Source organism: Thermus scotoductus DSM 8553, assembly GCF_000381045.1.
GTDB classification, from domain to species: domain Bacteria; phylum Deinococcota; class Deinococci; order Deinococcales; family Thermaceae; genus Thermus; species Thermus scotoductus.
Genome location: NZ_KB905737.1, coordinates 37,008 through 53,936, shown reverse-complemented (window position 1 = coordinate 53,936; position 16,929 = coordinate 37,008). Strand labels below are relative to the sequence as shown.

Annotated in this window: 21 protein-coding genes and 2 tRNA genes; 12 read left to right on the top strand and 11 right to left on the bottom strand. The window is 64.8% G+C overall.

From position 1 onward, the window contains the following. The first annotated feature begins 5 nt into the window (after positions 1 to 5). The 3 genes from F604_RS0105005 to nfo are packed head-to-tail and all read left to right on the top strand — an operon-like array spanning position 6 to position 2,355. Entirely contained in the window at positions 6 to 1,037 is a 1,032-nt protein-coding gene (locus tag F604_RS0105005; protein ID WP_026328981.1) for a M24 family metallopeptidase, read from the top strand. Continuing rightward, positions 1,038 to 1,535: a septal ring lytic transglycosylase RlpA family protein gene (locus F604_RS0105000; RefSeq protein ID WP_019550680.1), complete on the top strand. Its 498-nt coding sequence runs from the start codon at positions 1,038 to 1,040 to the stop codon at positions 1,533 to 1,535. A gap of 1 nt (position 1,536) precedes the next feature. Continuing rightward, positions 1,537 to 2,355: an endonuclease IV gene (gene nfo / locus F604_RS0104995; protein WP_019550679.1), complete on the top strand. Its 819-nt coding sequence runs from the start codon at positions 1,537 to 1,539 to the stop codon at positions 2,353 to 2,355. Here the strand turns inward: nfo and F604_RS0104990 are convergent. Genes F604_RS0104990 through F604_RS0104975 form a run of 4 tightly spaced genes read right to left on the bottom strand, consistent with a single transcriptional unit; the run spans position 2,335 to position 6,285 of the window. Beyond that, on the bottom strand, positions 2,335 to 2,553 hold the full coding sequence (locus tag F604_RS0104990; protein WP_019550678.1) for a hypothetical protein: 219 nt from the start codon (positions 2,551 to 2,553) through the stop codon (positions 2,335 to 2,337). The genes nfo and F604_RS0104990 overlap by 21 nt on opposite strands. Before the next feature lie 9 nt (positions 2,554 to 2,562). Next, positions 2,563 to 3,222: a site-2 protease family protein gene (locus F604_RS0104985; protein ID WP_019550677.1), complete on the bottom strand. Its 660-nt coding sequence runs from the start codon at positions 3,220 to 3,222 to the stop codon at positions 2,563 to 2,565. Next, positions 3,219 to 3,824: a zinc metalloprotease gene (locus F604_RS0104980; protein ID WP_019550676.1), complete on the bottom strand. Its 606-nt coding sequence runs from the start codon at positions 3,822 to 3,824 to the stop codon at positions 3,219 to 3,221. Before F604_RS0104980 ends, F604_RS0104985 begins: the two co-directional genes overlap by 4 nt. Then, a complete protein-coding gene (locus F604_RS0104975) occupies positions 3,799 to 6,285 on the bottom strand; it encodes a CBS domain-containing protein (protein ID WP_019550675.1) in 2,487 nt (828 codons plus the stop codon). Before F604_RS0104975 ends, F604_RS0104980 begins: the two co-directional genes overlap by 26 nt. Positions 6,286 to 6,341: 56 nt before the next feature. On the opposite strand from F604_RS0104975, the gene F604_RS0104970 reads away from it, so the two are divergent. Then, a tRNA-Ser gene (locus tag F604_RS0104970) sits at positions 6,342 to 6,435 on the top strand. 15 nt (positions 6,436 to 6,450) lie between these two features. Here the strand turns inward: F604_RS0104970 and F604_RS0104965 are convergent. Then, positions 6,451 to 6,756: a hypothetical protein gene (locus tag F604_RS0104965; RefSeq protein ID WP_019550674.1), complete on the bottom strand. Its 306-nt coding sequence runs from the start codon at positions 6,754 to 6,756 to the stop codon at positions 6,451 to 6,453. A 129-nt stretch (positions 6,757 to 6,885) separates the two neighbouring features. After that, a tRNA-Ala gene (locus tag F604_RS0104960) sits at positions 6,886 to 6,960 on the bottom strand. A gap of 164 nt (positions 6,961 to 7,124) precedes the next feature. Here F604_RS0104960 and rpsB point away from each other — a divergent pair. The 8 genes from rpsB to F604_RS0104920 all read left to right on the top strand — a co-directional run bounded on the left by rpsB (position 7,125) and on the right by F604_RS0104920 (position 13,575). Next, positions 7,125 to 7,913, top strand: a complete 789-nt coding sequence (gene rpsB, locus F604_RS0104955; RefSeq protein ID WP_015717575.1) for a 30S ribosomal protein S2 — start codon at positions 7,125 to 7,127, stop codon at positions 7,911 to 7,913. Beyond that, positions 7,910 to 8,500, top strand: coding sequence for a translation elongation factor Ts (gene tsf / locus F604_RS0104950; RefSeq protein ID WP_019550673.1), 591 nt, complete (start codon positions 7,910 to 7,912; stop codon positions 8,498 to 8,500). Before rpsB ends, tsf begins: the two co-directional genes overlap by 4 nt. A 141-nt stretch (positions 8,501 to 8,641) precedes the next feature. Continuing rightward, positions 8,642 to 9,346 carry a UMP kinase gene (pyrH, locus tag F604_RS0104945; RefSeq protein WP_026328980.1) on the top strand — a complete coding sequence of 235 codons (705 nt, stop codon included), beginning with the start codon at positions 8,642 to 8,644 and terminating at the stop codon, positions 9,344 to 9,346. Between the two features lie 10 nt (positions 9,347 to 9,356). Next, positions 9,357 to 9,914 carry a ribosome recycling factor gene (frr, locus tag F604_RS0104940; RefSeq protein ID WP_015717578.1) on the top strand — a complete coding sequence of 186 codons (558 nt, stop codon included), beginning with the start codon at positions 9,357 to 9,359 and terminating at the stop codon, positions 9,912 to 9,914. 93 nt (positions 9,915 to 10,007) lie between these two features. Further along, positions 10,008 to 10,838 carry a phosphatidate cytidylyltransferase gene (locus F604_RS0104935; protein WP_019550671.1) on the top strand — a complete coding sequence of 277 codons (831 nt, stop codon included), beginning with the start codon at positions 10,008 to 10,010 and terminating at the stop codon, positions 10,836 to 10,838. Beyond that, positions 10,835 to 11,938 carry a 1-deoxy-D-xylulose-5-phosphate reductoisomerase gene (dxr, locus tag F604_RS0104930; protein WP_019550670.1) on the top strand — a complete coding sequence of 368 codons (1,104 nt, stop codon included), beginning with the start codon at positions 10,835 to 10,837 and terminating at the stop codon, positions 11,936 to 11,938. The genes F604_RS0104935 and dxr overlap by 4 nt, the downstream gene beginning before the upstream one ends. Next, entirely contained in the window at positions 11,935 to 12,945 is a 1,011-nt protein-coding gene (locus tag F604_RS0104925; protein ID WP_019550669.1) for a M50 family metallopeptidase, read from the top strand. Before dxr ends, F604_RS0104925 begins: the two co-directional genes overlap by 4 nt. Then, positions 12,946 to 13,575, top strand: a complete 630-nt coding sequence (locus tag F604_RS0104920; protein ID WP_019550668.1) for a glycosyltransferase family 2 protein — start codon at positions 12,946 to 12,948, stop codon at positions 13,573 to 13,575. Here F604_RS0104920 and F604_RS0104915 read toward each other — a convergent pair. From F604_RS0104915 to F604_RS0104895, 5 genes are all read right to left on the bottom strand, one after another. After that, positions 13,572 to 14,144 carry a hypothetical protein gene (locus F604_RS0104915; RefSeq protein WP_019550667.1) on the bottom strand — a complete coding sequence of 191 codons (573 nt, stop codon included), beginning with the start codon at positions 14,142 to 14,144 and terminating at the stop codon, positions 13,572 to 13,574. The genes F604_RS0104920 and F604_RS0104915 overlap by 4 nt on opposite strands. A gap of 4 nt (positions 14,145 to 14,148) precedes the next feature. Then, complete coding sequence (gene proC, locus F604_RS0104910; protein ID WP_015717584.1) at positions 14,149 to 14,934, bottom strand: pyrroline-5-carboxylate reductase; 786 nt, start codon at positions 14,932 to 14,934, stop codon at positions 14,149 to 14,151. Further along, on the bottom strand, positions 14,931 to 16,130 hold the full coding sequence (locus tag F604_RS0104905; protein WP_019550666.1) for an RsmB/NOP family class I SAM-dependent RNA methyltransferase: 1,200 nt from the start codon (positions 16,128 to 16,130) through the stop codon (positions 14,931 to 14,933). Before F604_RS0104905 ends, proC begins: the two co-directional genes overlap by 4 nt. Continuing rightward, entirely contained in the window at positions 16,127 to 16,399 is a 273-nt protein-coding gene (locus tag F604_RS0104900; RefSeq protein ID WP_014515944.1) for a stage V sporulation protein S, read from the bottom strand. The genes F604_RS0104905 and F604_RS0104900 overlap by 4 nt, the downstream gene beginning before the upstream one ends. A 91-nt stretch (positions 16,400 to 16,490) precedes the next feature. Beyond that, positions 16,491 to 16,928, bottom strand: a complete 438-nt coding sequence (locus F604_RS0104895; RefSeq protein WP_019550665.1) for a type II toxin-antitoxin system RatA family toxin — start codon at positions 16,926 to 16,928, stop codon at positions 16,491 to 16,493. Position 16,929: the final 1 nt, after the last annotated feature.

Here is a 16,929-nt window from a genome sequence, read left to right as displayed (position 1 = left end):
CCGTGCTGGACCCGAAGACCCTCCTCGATCCCCTAGGGCTGGATGCCCTTTACGTGACCCGTCCCGAAAACGTTCGCTACCTATCGGGCTTTCCCCACCCCGAAGACGCCCAGGTCCTCGTTACCCACGAAGGAGCCTTCCTCCTCACGGATCCCCGCTACCCCGAGGCGGAGCAGGAAAGCCAAATCCCCGCCAGGGTGCTGAAGCGGGAGGAAAAAGAGGAGGTCTTCAAGGGCTTGAAGGGCCGGGTGGGCTTTGAGGCGGAACACCTCCCCTACGCCGCCCTGGAACGCCTGCGGGAGCTTGCCCCCGCGGAGTGGGTGCCCACCAAGGGGGTTATCGAGCGGCTGCGGCTCAAAAAGACACCGGAGGAAGTGGAAAGGATCCGCAAGGCCCAGGCCCTGGCGGAGGAAGCCCTGGCCCACGCCCTTACCCTGCTCAAGCCAGGGGTTTTAGAACGGGAAGTCGCCTTGGAAATAGAGTTCTTCCTGAAACGGCGGGGGGCCGAGGTGGCCTTCCCCCCCATCGTGGCCTCGGGGGTGCGGGGAGCCTTGCCCCACGCCAGGGCCTCGGAAAAAGCCCTCGAGGCGGGGGAGCTTGTCACCCTGGACCTGGGGGCCAGGGTGGAGGGGTACCACTCGGACATGACCCGCACCCTGGCCTTGGGAAGGGTGGACGGGGAACTCAAGCGGGCCTTTGAGGCCACCCTGGCCGCCCTGGAACGGGTTCTTGAAGTTCTGGGCCCAGGGAAGAGCACCAAGGAGATGGACGCCCTGGCCCGGGAGGAGCTTAAACGCTTTGACCTGGACCGCTACTTCGTCCACTCCCTGGGGCACGGGGTGGGGCTTGCCGTGCACGAGGGGCCGGGGCTTTCCCCCTACACGGAGGAGACCCTCGAGGCGGGCATGGTGGTCACCGTGGAACCCGGGGTCTACCTGCCGGGTATAGGCGGAGTGCGGATTGAGGAGCTCGTCCTCATCCAGGACACAGGGATTGAGCTTCTCTCCCGCTTCCCCCGGGGCTGGCAGGAGGTTTAGGTGCGCACCCTCATCCTGGCCCTTTTCCTCTCCGGCGCCCTGGCCCAGACCTACACGGTAGAGAAGGGGGATACTCTCTTCCGCATCGCCAAAGCCCACGGCATGAGCGTGAGGGAACTGAAGGAGCTCAACGGCCTCACCTCGGACCTGATCCATCCCGGCCAGGTCCTGAGGCTTACGGAAAAGGAGCTCCCAGCCAAAACCCGCTTCCTGCAGGAGGGGCTTGCGGTCTGGTATGGCCCCGGCTTCCACGGCAGGCGCACGGCCAGCGGGGAACGCTACGACATGCACGCCCTCACCGCCGCCCATCCCTCCCTGCCCTTCGGCACCCGGGTGCGGGTCACCAACCTGAAAAACGGCAAAAGCGTGGTGGTGCGCATCAACGACCGGGGGCCCTTTGGGGGAAGGTATATCATCGACCTCTCCTACGCCGCGGCCAAAACCATCGGGGCCCTTTCCGCCACCCGGGTACGGGTGGAGGTTGTGGAGGAGGAGTAGCATGGCGCGCTACGGCTTCCACCTCTCCATCGCCGGAAAAAAGGGGGTGGCCGGGGCCGTGGAGGAAGCCCAGGCCCTGGGTCTTTCCGCCTTCCAGATCTTCGCCAAAAGCCCGAGAAGCTGGAAAACCCGAGCCCTCTCCCCAAGCGAGGTGGAAACGTTTCGCGCCCTCAGGGAGATAGCCGGGGAGCTTCCCGGGGTTATCCATGCCTCCTACCTGGTAAACCTGGGAGCAGAAGGGGAGCTTTGGGAAAAGAGCGTGATGAGCCTGGCGGACGACCTAGAAAAAGCCCGCCTACTGGGCCTGGAGTACGTGGTGGTCCATCCGGGCTCTGGAGACCCCAAGCGGGTCAAGGAAGGTCTCCTGAAGGCCCTGCACCTGGCCAGGGTCAGGGAGCGCCCCACCCTCCTGGTGGAGAACACCGCTGGTGGCGGGGAAAAGGTGGGGGCTCGCTTTGAGGAGTTGGCCTGGCTCATAGAGGACACGCCCTTAGGGGTCTGCCTGGACACCTGCCACGCCTATGCCGCCGGGTACGACGTGAAGGGGGATCCAAAGGGGGTTTTGAGCGAGCTGGACCGCCTCGTGGGGCTCGAGCGGGTGCCTGTGGTACACCTGAACGATTCCGTGGGGGGCTTGGCTAGCCGCATCGACCACCACGCCCACCTCCTCCAGGGCCAGATCGGGGAGGGGCTTAAGGGCGTGCTCCTTGACCCCCGGCTGAGGGGCCGGGTCTTCATCTTGGAAACCCCAAGGAGCCCGGAGGAGGACGCCTGGAACCTGAGGATCCTGCGCACCTGGCTAGAGGAAGCCTCCCCCTAGGAAAAGGCGCAAGGCGGAAACCACCATCAGCAGAAGCCCGAGCTTAAAGGCCCGCTCCTCTCCCGAAAGCAGGCCGAGCCCTGCGGCCAGAAGGGCCAGGGGCAGGACCACCCAGTTGAGCCAGCCCAAAAGGGGCAGGAGGGCGGGGAGGAGGAGCAGGAGGGCCACCACGGCCAGCACCAGGCTCAGGGTGCGCATGACCCCAGTCTAGCCGAAGAAAAAGCCAAAGAACACCCGCCGGGCCAAGCGCAACACCTCCTGGATAGGCCCCCGCAACACGGTAAGGATCAGAAGAAAGGAAAGCCAGGCGTACTGCTCCAACCGCCACAAAAGGGGTTGCCAAGAAAGGGGAAGAAGGCTCTGCAGGATCTTGGAACCATCCAAGGGGGGGATGGGCAGGAGGTTGAAGACCGCCAGGACCAGGTTAATGGAACTGGCGAAAAAGGCCGCCAGGGCCAGCAGGCCGAGCTCAGTCTGCCCCTCCCCCCGCAGGGTCATCACCACTCCCACGGGATCCAGGGTAAATAGCCCCCGAACCAGGAGGGCAAAGAGCACGGCCAAAACCAGGTTGATGACGATCCCGGCAATGGAAACCACGAAAAGCCCTAGGCGGTAGTGGCGGAAGGCCGGGGGGTAGATGGGCACGGGTTTGGCCCAGCCGAAGCCCACCAGGAGGAGAAGGACCGTGCCCAAGGGGTCCAGGTGCTTGAGGGGATTAAGGGTAAGCCGCCCCTGGCGCTTGGCGGTGGCGTCCCCGAAAAGGTAGGCCGCGTAGGCGTGGCCCAGCTCGTGAAGGACCAGGCTGAACACCAAGATGGCAAAGGTCAAAAGAAAGGCCAGGGGATCCCGCTGCAAAAGAGCGATCATAGCCCGATGACCCGGTATAGCGTGGCCAAGAAGCCCGCAAGCCCTTGGACCGCCGCCCCGGTAACCCCGGTATAGGAGAGCACCAGAAAGATCAGGATGAAACCCAGGGGTCCGTAGGCCGCAAGCTGCTCCAGAAAGCGCCGGGCCTCATACCCGCCCACGGCGTAGAGGGCCTTGGCCCCATCCAAGGGAGGCACGGGGAAAAGGTAGATGGCGGCGTGAAGGAGCATGAGCCTTTGGGCCAGCAGAAGTCCTTCGCCAAAGGGATAGGGCAGAAAGCGGGCGAGAAGGCCATAGAGGAAGGCAGCCACAAAAAACCCCAAAGGCCCCATGAGGGCCACCATGGCCCCCTTCCTCCCGGGCAGGTTCGTGGGCACGGTTCTCGGCCATCCGAAACCCAAAAGGAGCAAAAAGACCAGGCCTAAGGGTTCCAGGTGGACCTTTAGGTCCAAGGAGAGGAAACCGTAGCGGCGGGGAGCCGTATCCCCATACCGGTCCGCCAGGTAGGCCTGGAACAGGTTGTGGACCACGAGGCCAAAAACAGCAAAGGCGAAGGCCACCAGGAAGACCGGGGGGTCATTGAGGTACGGAAAAAGACCCATCGCCTATCAGTCTACGGGCTAAGGCCAGTTCCTCCTCGAAGGTCCTTACCTCCCCCCGGGCCCGCGCCTCGGCCACCTGGCGCAGGATCTCCCCCACCCTGGGACCCGGCTTCAGGCCCAGCTGCAAGAGATCCCGCCCCATGAGGACCCGCCTTTTTTCCGTAAGCCAGCCCTCTTTCCCGGGGAAGAGGGCCAGAAAAACCCCGCGCAAGGGCTCCTTCCCCAAAGCCTCCTTGTCCACCTCCTCCCAGGAGCCTTTGAGAAGCAGGGCCAAGGCCTCCTGCAACCGCTTGGGAAGCCCCAGGGCCAAGGCCTTTTCCAGGGGGTTTTCCTGGAAGTAGAGGAGAAGGAGGAGGCGAGCTTCCACCCTAGCCCGCCCAGGCGGAAACCCCTCGTCTTCCAGAGGCCCCCACCTAAGCCGTACAAAGGGGTCCCTGGGTGGAAGCTTTAGCCCGTAGAGGGGACCCAAGGCCCCAAGCTCCTCCAAAAGGGAAAGGGCCTCGAGGAAGGTGTCCTCCTCCAGGGTCAAGAAGAGCTCGTCGCGCAGGCGGCTCTTGCTGGCACCCTTGAGCACCTCGGGAAGGAGGGCTGGGGGCAAGGCCTTTAAGGCCTCCTCGGAAAAACGGAAGGCCAACCGGGCAGCCAGGCGCGCCCCCCGGACGATGCGGCTCGGGTCCTCCACGAAGGAAAGGGGATGCAGGGGACGGAGGAGGCGGTTCCTTAGATCCTCGAGGCCCCCATAGGGATCCAAAAGCTCTAAGGTGGCCAAGGACAGAGCCATGGCGTTCACCGTGTAATCCCGCCTCTCCAGGTCCTTGGCGATGGGGGCCGGACGCACCTGGGGCAAGGCGCCGGGATAGGGGTAGACCTCCTCCCGGCTTTCCGCCAGGTCCACGGTAAGGCCAAAACTCACGCGCACCCGGGCGGTGCCAAAGGCATAGTGGAGGCCAAAGCTGCCCCCGAAGCGCTCCACCAGAAAGCGGGCCACCTCCCCCACCCTGACCCCTGGTTCCAGAACCAGGTCCAGGTCGGGGCCCGACCGGTCCAAAAGGGCATCCCGCACCGCCCCCCCCACCAGGTAGATCCCTTGCGGAAACGCCTTCCTAAGGGCCAGGACCACCCGCCTGGCCCCTTCGGGTAAGGCTTCCAGGATCCGCTCCCCCAGAGGCTTCTCCAAAGCGGGCTTCTTGCGGTAGAGGTCGGTACGGGTGAAGATCCCAAGAAGCTTAACGCCCTCCCCCAACCTCTCCCCCACCAGAACCCTTCCCCCTCCCGCCTTCAAGTGGGGCTCCACCTCGGAAAGGGGGGTCTCCGGGGGAAGGACAAGGGCCCGGGCCAAAAAGCCCTCCACGGGATACTCCGCCAGGCCAAGTCTTTCCGCCTTCCTAAGATCCCTTCTCCGGGCCAGGCCCAAGACCCGCACCCTTCCTCCCTCCAGGGGCTCCACCACCGGCATGGCCCCGTACCCCCGCTCCTCCAGGATCCGCAGGGCTTCCCGCACGGTGGTGGGGCGCAGGGTTTCCACAGGCGCGGACATGACCTCGGCTAGGGTGGACTCGGGCTCCAGGTACTGGGGAAGGCTTTCCAGAAGGCGCCGCACCGCATTGCGTACCCCCCGCACCCGGGCAAAGGCCGCCCGGGGGTGCCCCCCACCTCCCACCTGGGAAAGCCAGCGGCCCACATCCAACCGCTCCCGGCTCCGGGCGATGAGGAGGACCTCCCGGGCAAGCCGAAGCACCAGCAACACCCCATGGGCCTCGTGCAGGTCCAAAAGAGCATGGGCGAGGGGGGCCAAGGCCGGCACATAGCCCTCCTCCTGAGCCCGGGCGAGGAGGAGCCGGAACCCCTGCCGTTCCACCACCTTGGCGGTGCGGATAAGGCTCTTCAGGACCTCCCGGGCCTCCTCCCCCAGCTGGGGCCGTACCCACTCCCGCACCCGGGGGATCTCCGCTCCTTGCTGGGCTAAAAAGTAAGCGGCCTCGAGGTCCTGGGGCGTGGTGGAGGGAAAGCTGAACCCCCCGGTATCCTCCCAGATCCCCGCATAGGCCAAGGTGGCCTCCAAGGGTGTGAGAGTCAGGCCCCGCTCCCGGATCAGGGGAATCAGGAGACTCACCGTGGCCCCTACCTGGGCCACCCTCCCCCCCACCGCAGGCACATCCCCCGGTGCCCGGGGGTGGTGGTCGAAGACCAAAAAGGGCACCCGGCCCACCAGGGCCTTAAAGGGACCGATGCGCTCAGGCCGGGCGTTGTCCACCAGCACCACTTCGGTAACCCTTTCCACGGGGATCTCCGCAGCCGGGACCAGATCCAGACGATCCTCCAAAAGGGGGGCGATCTCCTTCAAGGGCCCCTCGAGGCCCCCAATCAAGGCCAGAACGCTTCCCGGAAAGAGCCTTCCCGCCAGGACCATGGAACCCAGGGCGTCAAAGTCTAGGTTCTCGTGAGCCACCACCACCCGCACACCTTCAGCTTACTTGACGATAAAAACGGGCCTTGTTAAACTCAGGCTTGGCACTTGGAGAGGTGCCCGAGTGGCTGAAGGGACACGACTGGAAATCGTGTAGGCGGGCTTAAACCTGCCTCGCGGGTTCGAATCCCGCCCTCTCCGCCAAAGCCCCCTTGCCCCTTAGGGCAAGGGGTTTTCCACATGGACCACCGTTCCCGCCTTCCGGGCCTCCTCCGCTAAGAAGGTGAGCCGGTGGGCCTGGACCGCCTGGGAGAAGGGCTCTAAAAGACCTTCGTCGTCCCTCTTCAGCGCCTGCAAAAAGGTCCCTATGTCCCCGCCCCCGTGCCCGCTTCGGATGGAGCCCTCCCGTTCCGTCTCCAGGTCAAAGACCCTCTCCCCCTCCCCGAACCGGTAGAGCCTCAGGTACCGCCCATCCCCAAAAACCTCTCCCCTGGTCCCGAAGATTCGGGTCTCGCGAAACCGCATCCGGGTGACGACTCCCCGGACTTTAGTCTGGGGAGTCGTCACGATGCTACTGAGCCACAAACCGTGCGCAACCGGGAGCAAGAACCCCCCGGCCACGCTACCGGGGGGCAAAGCGTTGTGTCCTGGACTTGGTGGAGCGGAGGGGATTTGAACCCCTGACCTCCCGCTTGCAAGGCGGGTGCTCTCCCTCTGAGCTACCGCCCCAAGCCTAGGGGAGTATAGCCCAAAAGGGGGGGTTACGCAAAGCCCCTTTTCCCCCTATAATCGGGAAGGTGTGCCGGGCCAGCCCGTAGGCAGGGGAAGGTCCTGCGGGAAAGAGGACGGCACACAGGAAACGCCAAGCCCAACCTTCCCCGAATGGGAGGAATATGCCTGTAAACATCAGCATCAAGGAGCTTTTGGAAGCAGGGGTTCACTTCGGCCACGAGCGCAAGCGCTGGAACCCCAAGTTCAGCCGCTATATCTACGCGGAGCGCAACGGAATCCACATCATCGACCTGCAGAAGACCATGGTGGAGCTGGAGCGCACCTTCCGCTTCCTCGAGGACCTGGCCATGCGGGGAGGCACCATCCTCTTCGTGGGCACCAAGAAGCAGGCCCAGGACATCATCCGCATGGAAGCGGAGCGGGCCGGGATGCCCTACGTGAACCAGCGCTGGCTGGGTGGCATGCTCACCAACTTCAAGACCATCTCCCAGCGGGTGAACCGCCTGGAGGAGCTGGAGAACCTCTTCGCCTCCCCGGAGATCCAGGACCGGCCCAAGAAGGAGCAGGTGCGCTTGAAGCACGAGCTGGACCGCCTGCAGAAATACCTTTCGGGCTTCCGCCGTCTGAAGCGCCTTCCTGACGCCATCTTCGTGGTGGACCCCACCAAGGAGGCCATCGCCGTGCGGGAGGCCCGCAAGCTCTTCATCCCCGTGGTGGCCCTGGCGGACACCGACTCCGACCCCGAGCTGGTGGACTACATCATCCCCGGCAACGACGACGCCATCCGCTCCATCCAGCTCATCGTCTCCCGGGCTGTGGACCTCATCATCCAGGCCCGGGGCGGGGTGGTGGAGCCCTCCCCCTCCTACGCCCTGGTGGAGGAGGCCGAGAAGGCGGAAGCCCAGGTCCAGGGGGAATCCGACTTCGGCGAGGACGAGGTGGAAGCATGAGCCAGATGGAACTCATCAAGAAGCTGCGCGAGGCCACGGGGGCCGGCATGATGGATGTGAAGAAGGCCCTCGAGGACGCCGGCTGGAACGAGGAAAAGGCCGTCCAGCTCCTCCGGGAGCGGGGGGCCATGAAGGCGGCCAAGAAGGCGGAGCGAGAGGCTCGGGAAGGGGTCATCGGCCACTACATCCACCACAACCAGCGGGTAGGGGTCCTGGTGGAGCTCAACTGCGAGACCGACTTCGTAGCCCGGAACGAGATCTTCCAGAACCTGGCCCGGGACCTGGCCATGCACATCGCCATGATGAACCCCCGCTACGTCTCCGCCGAGGAGATCCCCGCTGAGGAGCTGGAGAAGGAGCGGCAGATCTACATCCAGGCCGCCCTCAACGAGGGCAAACCCGCCCAGATTGCGGAGAAGATCGCCGAGGGTCGCCTGAAGAAGTACCTGGAGGAGGTAGCCCTTCTGGAACAGCCCTTCGTCAAGGACGACAAGATCCGGGTGAAGGAGCTGATCCAGGAGGCCATCGCCAAGACCGGGGAGAACATCGTGGTACGGCGCTTCTGCCGCTTTGAGCTGGGGGCGTAGGGCCACCCCACCCTGGCAGGGCCAGGGTGGGGACCCCGGCAAATCCAAGTCTATGGAAGCGTACCCCCTCAAGGGAGAAGGGCGTGAGCCGTGGGGAATATCTGGGGCCTTTTTCAGAAGGGCCCCGGCTTTGCTAATGCCATGAAGTACAAAAGGGTTCTCCTAAAGCTTTCCGGAGAGTTTTTGACGGCCAACGGCTTTGGTATCGAGCCCGAGGCCACCAAGGCCCTGGCCAAGGAGATCAAGGCCGCCTACGACACGGGAGTCCAGCTGGCCATCGTGATCGGGGCGGGGAACCTCTGGCGGGGAGCAAGGCAGGGGGTGGGTATGGACCGGGCCACCGCCGACTATATCGGCATGCTGGCCACCATCATGAACGCCCTAGCCCTGCAAGACGCCCTGGAGTCCCTGGGGATCCCCACCCGGGTCCAGACCGCCCTCACCATCACCCAGGTGGCCGAGCCCTACATCCGCAGGCGGGCCCTGCGCCACCTGGAGAAGGAACGCATCGTCATCTTCGGCGGAGGGACGGGCAACCCCTTCTTCTCCACGGACACCGCCGCCGCCCTAAGAGCTCTGGAGGTGGGGGCCGAGGTGGTCCTCATGGCCAAGAACAAGGTGGACGGGGTTTATTCCGACGACCCCCGGAAGAATCCCCACGCGGTGCGCTTTGACGAGCTCACCTACCTGGAGGTCTTGAACCGGGGCCTGCAGGTCATGGACACCACCGCCATCACCCTGTGCATGGAAGCGGGGCTTCCCATCGTGGTCTTTGACATCTTCAAACCCGGCGCTTTGGTAAGTATCATCCAGGGGGAAAAGGTGGGTACCCTGATCCACACCTGAAGGAGGTGCCATGAGCCTGAAAGAGCTTTACGCGGAAACAAGGGCGCACATGCAAAAGAGCCTCGAGGCCCTGGAGCACAACCTGGCGGGCCTTCGTACCGGGCGGGCCAACCCCGCCCTTCTCCTCCACCTCAAGGTGGAGTACTACGGCACCCATGTGCCCCTGAACCAGATCGCCACCGTAACCGCCCCCGACGCCAAGACCCTGGTGGTGCAGTCCTGGGACCAAAACGCCCTGAAGGCCATAGAGAAGGCCATCCGCGACTCGGACCTGGGCCTGAACCCCGCCAACAAGGGGGATGCCCTGTACATCAACATCCCCCCCCTCACCGAGGAGCGGCGCAAGGAGCTGGTGAAAACCGCCCGCCACTACGCCGAGGAGGGACGGATCGCCATCCGCAACATCCGGCGCGAGGCCCTGGAAAAACTCAAGAAGCTTTCCAAGGAACTCCACCTCTCGGAGGACGATACCAAGCGGGCGGAGGCCGAAATCCAGAAGATCACCGACGAGTTCATTGCCAAGGCCGACGAGCTTCTGGAGAAGAAGGAGCAGGAGATCCTAGGCTAGGAAGCCCCTTAGGACCCACCTTTTGTCTGCTGTGGACGGCTTGCCCAAATCTTATGGGCCCCTTACCCGGGGGCCCACGGGAAAGGAGGGGTGATGGAGGGCAGGGACGACCTGCCCACCCGGGTCCTCTCCGCCCTGGTAGGGGTTCTTTTGCTCCTATGGGTGCTGTGGGGGGGACTCGCCCTAATCCTGCCCACCCTGGTTTTCGTCCTGTGGCTGGGGAGCCTGGAGCTTAGGGACATGCTGGCCAAAAGGGGCATCCGGCTGAACCTGCCCTTCCTGGTGGGCGGAGGGGTACTCCTCTTCCTCTTCTCCTTGCCCCAGCTCTACTGGCACTTCCCCCAGGTGCCCTGGCGGGAAGTGGCCCTGGGGCTTTTCCTATTGGGAAGTTTCAGCTATGAGCTGCTCAGGGGAGCCGACCTCACCCGCTTCGCCTTCACCCTCATGGCCTTTTTGTACCTGCCCTGGAGCCTGGGGTATGTCCTCCTCCTGAGGGAGATCCCGGACAGCACCCTGGGCCTTTGGACCCTTTCCCTGCCCCTGGTGGCCAGCTTCGCCACCGACATCGGCGCCTACTTCGTGGGCCGGACCCTGGGCCGTCAAAAGCTGGCCCCGGAAATCTCCCCCGGTAAGACGGTGGAAGGCTCTCTGGGGGGGATTGCGGTAAGCTTCCTGGCCCTGGCCCTCTACACCGGGCTGGTGCGGGAGGTCTTCCCTTTCGGCCTATTGGAACTTTGGCTTTTCAGCCTCCTCCTTTCCCTGGCCGCCCAGCTTGGGGACCTGGTGGAGTCCATGCTGAAGCGGTACTGTGGGGTGAAGGACTCGGGGCACTTCCTTCCCGGCCACGGCGGCCTTCTGGATAGGATCGACAGCCTTCTCTTCACCTTCCCCCTCACCTACTTTTTGGTGGTGCTCTTCACATGAAACGGGTGGTGATCCTAGGCTCCACGGGTTCCATAGGGCGGCAGGCCCTCGAGGTGTGCCGCTGGCGGGGCTACCGGGTGGTGGGGCTTGCCGCCGGGCAAAACCTGGAGGAGCTCTCCCGCCAGATCCAGGAGTGGAGGCCCCTCCTGGTGGCCGCCCACGAAAGCCTCCACGAGGAGCTAAAGGCTCGCTTCCCCGGGCTAAGGCTTGGCACCCCGGAGGAGGTGGCCTCCTTGGAAGCGGAGGTGGCCGTGGCCGCCATTCCGGGCCTTGCGGGGCTTGCTCCCACCTGGGCTGCGGCCAGAACAGGAAAGCGCCTGGCCCTGGCCAACAAGGAGGCCATGGTGGCGGCAGGGCCCCTCCTCTGGCAGGAGGTGGAAGCCCAGGGAGCTGAGATCCTCCCCGTGGACTCCGAGCACTCGGCGCTTTTCCAGGCCCTCCTGGGGGAAAGGCGCGAGGATGTGGCCGAGCTCATCCTCACGGCAAGCGGAGGACCTTTCCTTTGGGGGCCCGAGGATCTCTCCCAGGTTACCCCAGCCATGGCCTTAAACCATCCCCGCTGGTGCATGGGCCCCAAGGTGACGATAGACTCCGCCACCCTCTTCAACAAGGGCCTCGAGGTCCTCGAGGCCAAGGAGCTTTTCCACTTTCCCCTGGAGAAGATCAAGGTCCTGGTTCACCCCCAGGCCTATGTCCACGGCCTGGTCCGCTTCGTGGACGGTAGCCTCAAGGCCCAACTGGGCCCCACGGACATGCGCCTTCCCATCCAGTACGCCCTCACCTACCCCGAAAGGGCGGAAACCCCTTTGCAGAACCTCCCCTTCCCTGGGGTGCTGGAGTTCTTCGAGCCGGACCTCAACCGCTTCCCCGCCCTGGCGGTGGCCTACGAGGCGGGAAGGCGGGGCGGGGTGGCCCAGGTGGCGGTTTCCGCCGCCGATGAGGTGGCGGTGGAGGCCTTTCTTTCCGGAAAGATTCCGTTTACCGAGATTCCAAAGATCCTGGCCCGGGTCCTGGAAAACACCCCTTCCCTTCCCCTAACATGGGAGAACCTCTTCGCCGTGGATGCCTGGGCCCGGGAAGAGGCCAAGAGGTGGGCATGAGCTTGGTCTGGTTTCTGATCATCATCGGCGTGAGCATCTTCGTGCACGAGCTGGGGCACTACCTGGCAGCACGGGTTCAAGGGGTGCGGGTCAAGGCCTTCAGCCTGGGCTTCGGCCCCGTCCTTCTCAGGCGGCAGGCCTGGGGAACGGAGTGGCGGCTTTCCGCCATCCCCCTAGGGGGGTATGCGGACATCGAGGGCCTCCTCCCGGAGGAGCGGGGCCGAGGGTACGACGCCCTGCCCTTCCTGGGCAAGCTTTTGGTCCTGGTGGCCGGGGTGCTCATGAACATCCTTTTGGCCTGGGGACTCCTTGCCTACCTCTTCAGCGCCCAAGGGGTGCCGGAGGCCACGGGAAGGGCCATCATCCTGGAGGTCCTGCCGGGAAGCGTGGCGGAAGAAGCGGGGCTACGGGCCGGCGACATCCTGGTAGCCATAGACGGCACCCCCCTGGCCCAGGCCCAGGAGATCGAGCGGGTCAAGACCCCAGGGGAACATACCCTCACGGTGCTCCGCCAAGGCCAGGAGCTCACCCTCTCCCTCACCTGGAAAGAGGGCATGGAACGGCTTGGGGTGGTGTACCAGCCAGAGGTCACCTTCCACCGGGTGGGACTCCTGGAGGGGCTTGGGCTAGCCGTAAGCCGCACCCTGGCCTTCGGACCCCAGATGGTGAAGGCATTGGTGGGAGGGCTTTTGAGCGTGCTGGCGGGAAATCCCGACAACGGGGTCATGGGACCGGTGGGCATCGTGGCCGAAACGGGCCGGGCAGCCCAGGAAGGGCTCTTCCGCCTTCTGGAGCTTACCGTGGCCATCAACCTGTCCTTAGCCCTTTTCAACCTTCTCCCCATCCCCGCCTTGGATGGAGGCCGGATCCTGATCCTCTTCCTCTCCCGCTTCCTGCGCATCCGCCCCGAGCAGGAGGCCATGGTCCACTACCTGGGCTTTCTCTTCCTCATCCTTCTGGTCATCCTGGTCACCTTCCAGGACCTAAGGCGGCTTCTCGGGGGCTAAATGGAGGCCACGGTCCTCATCCCTGCCTACAACGAGGAGGCCTCCATCGCAGGGGTGGTGCGGGTGGCCAAGGAGGCAGGTTTCCCCGTGGTGGTGGCCGATGACGGCTCAGAGGACCGCACCGCCCAGGAGGCCGCCAGGGCTGGAGCCCAGGTGGTGCGCCTGCCCCACAACCGGGGTAAGGGCGGGGCCATCGCCGAGGGGCTCAAACGGGTGAACACCCCCTTGGTCCTCCTCCTGGATGCGGATCTTCTGGGTCTTGCCCCGCACCATCTGGAGTCCCTGCTGGACCCTGTGGCAAAGGGGAAGGCGGAGATGACGGTGGGCGTCTTCCAAGGGGGAAGGCTTTCCACGGATCTCGCCATGCGCCTTACCCCCTTTCTCTCCGGACAGCGAGCCCTGAAGACGGAGGATTTGCGAAGGGTGCCGGGCCTCGAGAACGCCCGATACGACTTGGAGCTCCTCCTCACCCGCTACGCTAAAAAGGCGGGCTGGCGGGTCCTCTACCTGCCCCTTCCTGGGGTGAGCCAGGTGATGAAGGAGGAAAAGCGGGGGCTTCTACCGGGATTGTTCCACCGCCTGCGCATGTACCGGGAAATCCTGCGCTACTACCTCAAGGCCAAGGCTTAAGGCCCCTGCCTGGGCGTAAGGGCCTGTGGGAGCCTTAAAAGCTCCACCCAGTCCTCCCCGGTGCGGTAGGCCACCACCCCCAGGCCCGGGACCCAAAAGAGCTCCTTTAGGTCCGTGCCTCCCTTTTCCGTGGTGTAGGCCACCCGCACCCGGTAGGCGTTGAAGGCCCCGGCCTTTACTCTTACCCCTTCGATTCCCTCCACCCGGGCGGAAAGGGCCACCCGCTGCCCGCGAAACCGGGCGCTTCCCCCCCAGGAAAGCCCCAGGTCCAGCCTCGAGGGATAGAGAAGAAGGGGGGGCGTAAAGGGAAAGTACCCCTCGGGCAGGCCCACCCCCAGGAGAAAAAGCCCCTCGGCACCCCCTTTGAGCCGGTCCTCCCGGAACACGCGCCCCTCCTTCCAGTAGCGGAGGCGATACCCCTCCTGGGTGGGAAGAAGCTCCTGCTGGGTGCCATCGGAGTACAGGTACCGTCCCCCTCCCTGGGGAAAGACCTGGCCCAGGGCCAGGGAAAGGAAAACCGACACCGCCCAGAGGAACCGCCAAAGCCCCCTGCCCTTAGCGCTTTCCATACCCTTACTCCGCCTCTCCCAGCTCGTGCCCGCGCCGGGTGGCGGCCTCCACCGCCTCGTAGAAGGCAGCTCTCAAGGAGCGGGCCTCGAGGGCATGGAGGCCGTGGATGGTGGTTCCCCCGGGGCTGGCCACCTCGTCCTTGAGCTGGGCGGGATGGCGGCTTTTCAAGAGCTCCCCCGTGGCCGCCAGGGCCTCCGCCGCCAGGCGCAGGGCCAGGGCCCGGGGCATACCCATCTTCACCCCAGCATCGGCCAAAGCCTCCGCCACCACCGCCAGATAGGCGGGGGCGGAGGCGGACATGGCGGTGAAGGGGTCAAAGAGGTGCTCGGGGATCTCGTACACATCCCCCACGGTGGCGAAAAGGGACCGGGCAAACTCCAGGTCCCCTGCCTCCCGGGCCTCCCTCAAGGCGGTAAGGGCGGTGGAGCTCTCCCCGATCACCGCCGCCAGGTTGGGCATGGCCCGCACCACCCGCCGGGTGTCCAGCCTGCGGGAAAGCACCGCCGTGGATACCCCGGCCATGATGGAGATGTATCCCACCCCGGGGTGGGCGATCTCCGGGGCCAGATGGGGAAAATCCCGGGGCTGGACCGCCAAAAGCACCCGCTCCGCCTGGGCGAGTTCCTTAAGGGCCAAAGGACGAAGCCCAAAGGCCTCGGCCAGCTCCCGGGTGCGCTCCGGGGTGCGGCCCACCACCCCCACCTCCCCGGGCCTGAGGAAACCCCGGTCCAAGGCTCCCTTCAGGATGCTTTTCCCCATCTTGCCCAGGCCCACAAACACCAACTTCATGATCTAGAGTTTACCTTCCGCAGGCGCAGGTAATAAAACCCATCCAGGCCTCCCTCCGGGGCCACATAGACACCCAGGCCCGACCGAAGCGCGGGAAAGGGGCAGGCTATGGGCTCCGGCACAAACTCCGGGTGCCGGGCAAGAAAGGCCCGGGCCACCCCCTCCCCTTCCTCCTCCGTCAGGGTGCAGACGCTATACACCAGCACCCCCCCTTCCTCCGTAGCCCGGGCAGCGGTCTCCAGAAGCTTAAGCTGCAACTCCGCCATGCGCCTCGGATCTTCTGGAGCCAGGCGGTAGCGGAGCTCGGGATGGCTCCGGAAAGTCCCGGTTCCGGTGCAAGGAGCATCCAGAAGAACCTTTTTGGCCTTCTCGGAAAGAGGTTCCCTCAGGTCCTGGGTGAGGTAGATGACCCTCAGGCCCAGCTTCCTCGCCGTCTTCTCCCCTGCCTCCTGGCGTCTGGGGTTCAGGTCGTAGGACACCACCTCCGCCCCCTTGGCGGCCAGGTAAAAGGCCTTAAGCCCCGCACCCCCGCACAGGTCCAGCACCTTTTCCCCGGGGACAGGGCTAAGAAGCCGGGCGGCAAAGAGGGAAGCGGGGTTTTGGGGCTGGAGGCCTAAAGCAGAAAAGTCGGTTTTCCCTCCCTCCCAGAGGTAGCTATCAGGGATGGGCCCTGGCTTCAATCCCTCCACGGAGCGGTACGCGGTGACGAAGAGGGGAGCGGGCTCGTTGAACCCCTCCGCGAAGGCCACCTGGCCGAAGAATCCTTGCCAGGCTTGGCAAAGCCAGTCGGGCAGGCTGAGGCGTACGCACTCCGGGGCCTCCCGCAGGCTCAAACGACGGAGCACGGCGTTGACCAGGCCGGCGAGGCGCGGGGAAACCTTCTTGGCCTCCTCCACCCAGGGGCTCACCCGGGCATGGTCCGCCTTGCCCGCAAGCCACTCCCAGGCCCCCAGGCGCAGGATGCAGCGCACCTGGGGAGGAAGCCTCTCCGGCTTCCTGAGGTGGGGCTCCAAGAGAAAGTCCAAATACCTCAGGCGGCGCAGGACCCCGTACACCAGGTGGGTGGCGTAGGCCCTGTCCCGCTCGGGCCAGGACAGGCGGTCCAGAGCCCGGTCCAAAAGCAGCTGGGTCCTGCCGCCCCGCTCCACCTCGAGGAGGATGCGAACGGCCAGGGCCCTGGGGCTTCCCGGCCTCAAGACTCCAGGGGATGGGCCTTGATGCTGAACTTAAGGGCGGTCCGCTCCTCGTTCTCCAGGTCCAGCTTGACGAAGGCCGGCTTGACCACCAGGTCCAGGTTGTCGGGGGCGATGTACCCCCGGGCGATGGCGATGGCCTTCACCGCCTGGTTCACCGCCTGGGGCCCGATGGCCTGCACCTCCACCTCCCCCTTGGTGCGCAAGAGCGCCGCAATGGCGCCGGCCACGGAGTTGGGGCGGGACTTGGAAGACACGCGCAACGTTTCCACTTTGACCTCCTGAAAGCTCTTGGGCCACCCCGCTTTGGAAGGACATGGGCGGCTTCAGGCCCATGGTAGAGCAAAAGGGCCCCATGTGCAACTAGGAAGCCAGAACCCGTTCCTCCAGGCCCTTAAGAAGGCTTTCTATGTTCTCCTGCATGAGCTTTTGCACCAGCTTCTGCAAAAGCCCCCCGAAGATGGGGATGGCGAGCTCATAGGTCAGGCTCAGGACCACCCGGGTCCCCTCCCCCTCCGGCAGGAAGACCCAGGTGCCCTCGTACCGGTCAAAATCCCCTTCCGGGGAGTAAAAGCGGTTCCTTAGGTTCTGGTCGTCCCACTCCTCCTCCTCCAGCCAGCGCACCTTCTTGCCCATGGCCACCGCCACCCATTCGCTTCGGGTGCGGTTTCCCTCCTGGGAAAGAACCTTTAGGCTTTCCACCTCCTTGAGGTAGGGCTTCAAGCCCTCCAGGTCCTTGGCCAGGGCATACACCTTTTCCGCTGGCGCCTTGATCAAGCGTTCCGCGCGCACCTCGGGCATG

Bases quoted from the DNA above. Each gene is read 5' to 3' on its own strand.
- nfo (WP_019550679.1), top strand. From the start codon at position 1,537: ATGGCGCGCTACGGCTTCCACCTCTCCATCGCCGGAAAAAAGGGGGTG.
- F604_RS0104990 (WP_019550678.1), bottom strand. From the start codon at position 2,553: ATGCGCACCCTGAGCCTGGTGCTGGCCGTGGTGGCCCTCCTGCTCCTC.
- F604_RS0104985 (WP_019550677.1), bottom strand. From the start codon at position 3,222: ATGATCGCTCTTTTGCAGCGGGATCCCCTGGCCTTTCTTTTGACCTTT.
- F604_RS0104980 (WP_019550676.1), bottom strand. From the start codon at position 3,824: ATGGGTCTTTTTCCGTACCTCAATGACCCCCCGGTCTTCCTGGTGGCC.
- F604_RS0104965 (WP_019550674.1), bottom strand. From the start codon at position 6,756: ATGCGGTTTCGCGAGACCCGAATCTTCGGGACCAGGGGAGAGGTTTTT.
- rpsB (WP_015717575.1), top strand. From the start codon at position 7,125: ATGCCTGTAAACATCAGCATCAAGGAGCTTTTGGAAGCAGGGGTTCAC.
- tsf (WP_019550673.1), top strand. From the start codon at position 7,910: ATGAGCCAGATGGAACTCATCAAGAAGCTGCGCGAGGCCACGGGGGCC.
- pyrH (WP_026328980.1), top strand. From the start codon at position 8,642: ATGAAGTACAAAAGGGTTCTCCTAAAGCTTTCCGGAGAGTTTTTGACG.
- frr (WP_015717578.1), top strand. From the start codon at position 9,357: ATGAGCCTGAAAGAGCTTTACGCGGAAACAAGGGCGCACATGCAAAAG.
- F604_RS0104935 (WP_019550671.1), top strand. From the start codon at position 10,008: ATGGAGGGCAGGGACGACCTGCCCACCCGGGTCCTCTCCGCCCTGGTA.
- dxr (WP_019550670.1), top strand. From the start codon at position 10,835: ATGAAACGGGTGGTGATCCTAGGCTCCACGGGTTCCATAGGGCGGCAG.
- F604_RS0104925 (WP_019550669.1), top strand. From the start codon at position 11,935: ATGAGCTTGGTCTGGTTTCTGATCATCATCGGCGTGAGCATCTTCGTG.
- F604_RS0104920 (WP_019550668.1), top strand. From the start codon at position 12,946: ATGGAGGCCACGGTCCTCATCCCTGCCTACAACGAGGAGGCCTCCATC.
- F604_RS0104915 (WP_019550667.1), bottom strand. From the start codon at position 14,144: ATGGAAAGCGCTAAGGGCAGGGGGCTTTGGCGGTTCCTCTGGGCGGTG.
- proC (WP_015717584.1), bottom strand. From the start codon at position 14,934: ATGAAGTTGGTGTTTGTGGGCCTGGGCAAGATGGGGAAAAGCATCCTG.
- F604_RS0104895 (WP_019550665.1), bottom strand. From the start codon at position 16,928: ATGCCCGAGGTGCGCGCGGAACGCTTGATCAAGGCGCCAGCGGAAAAG.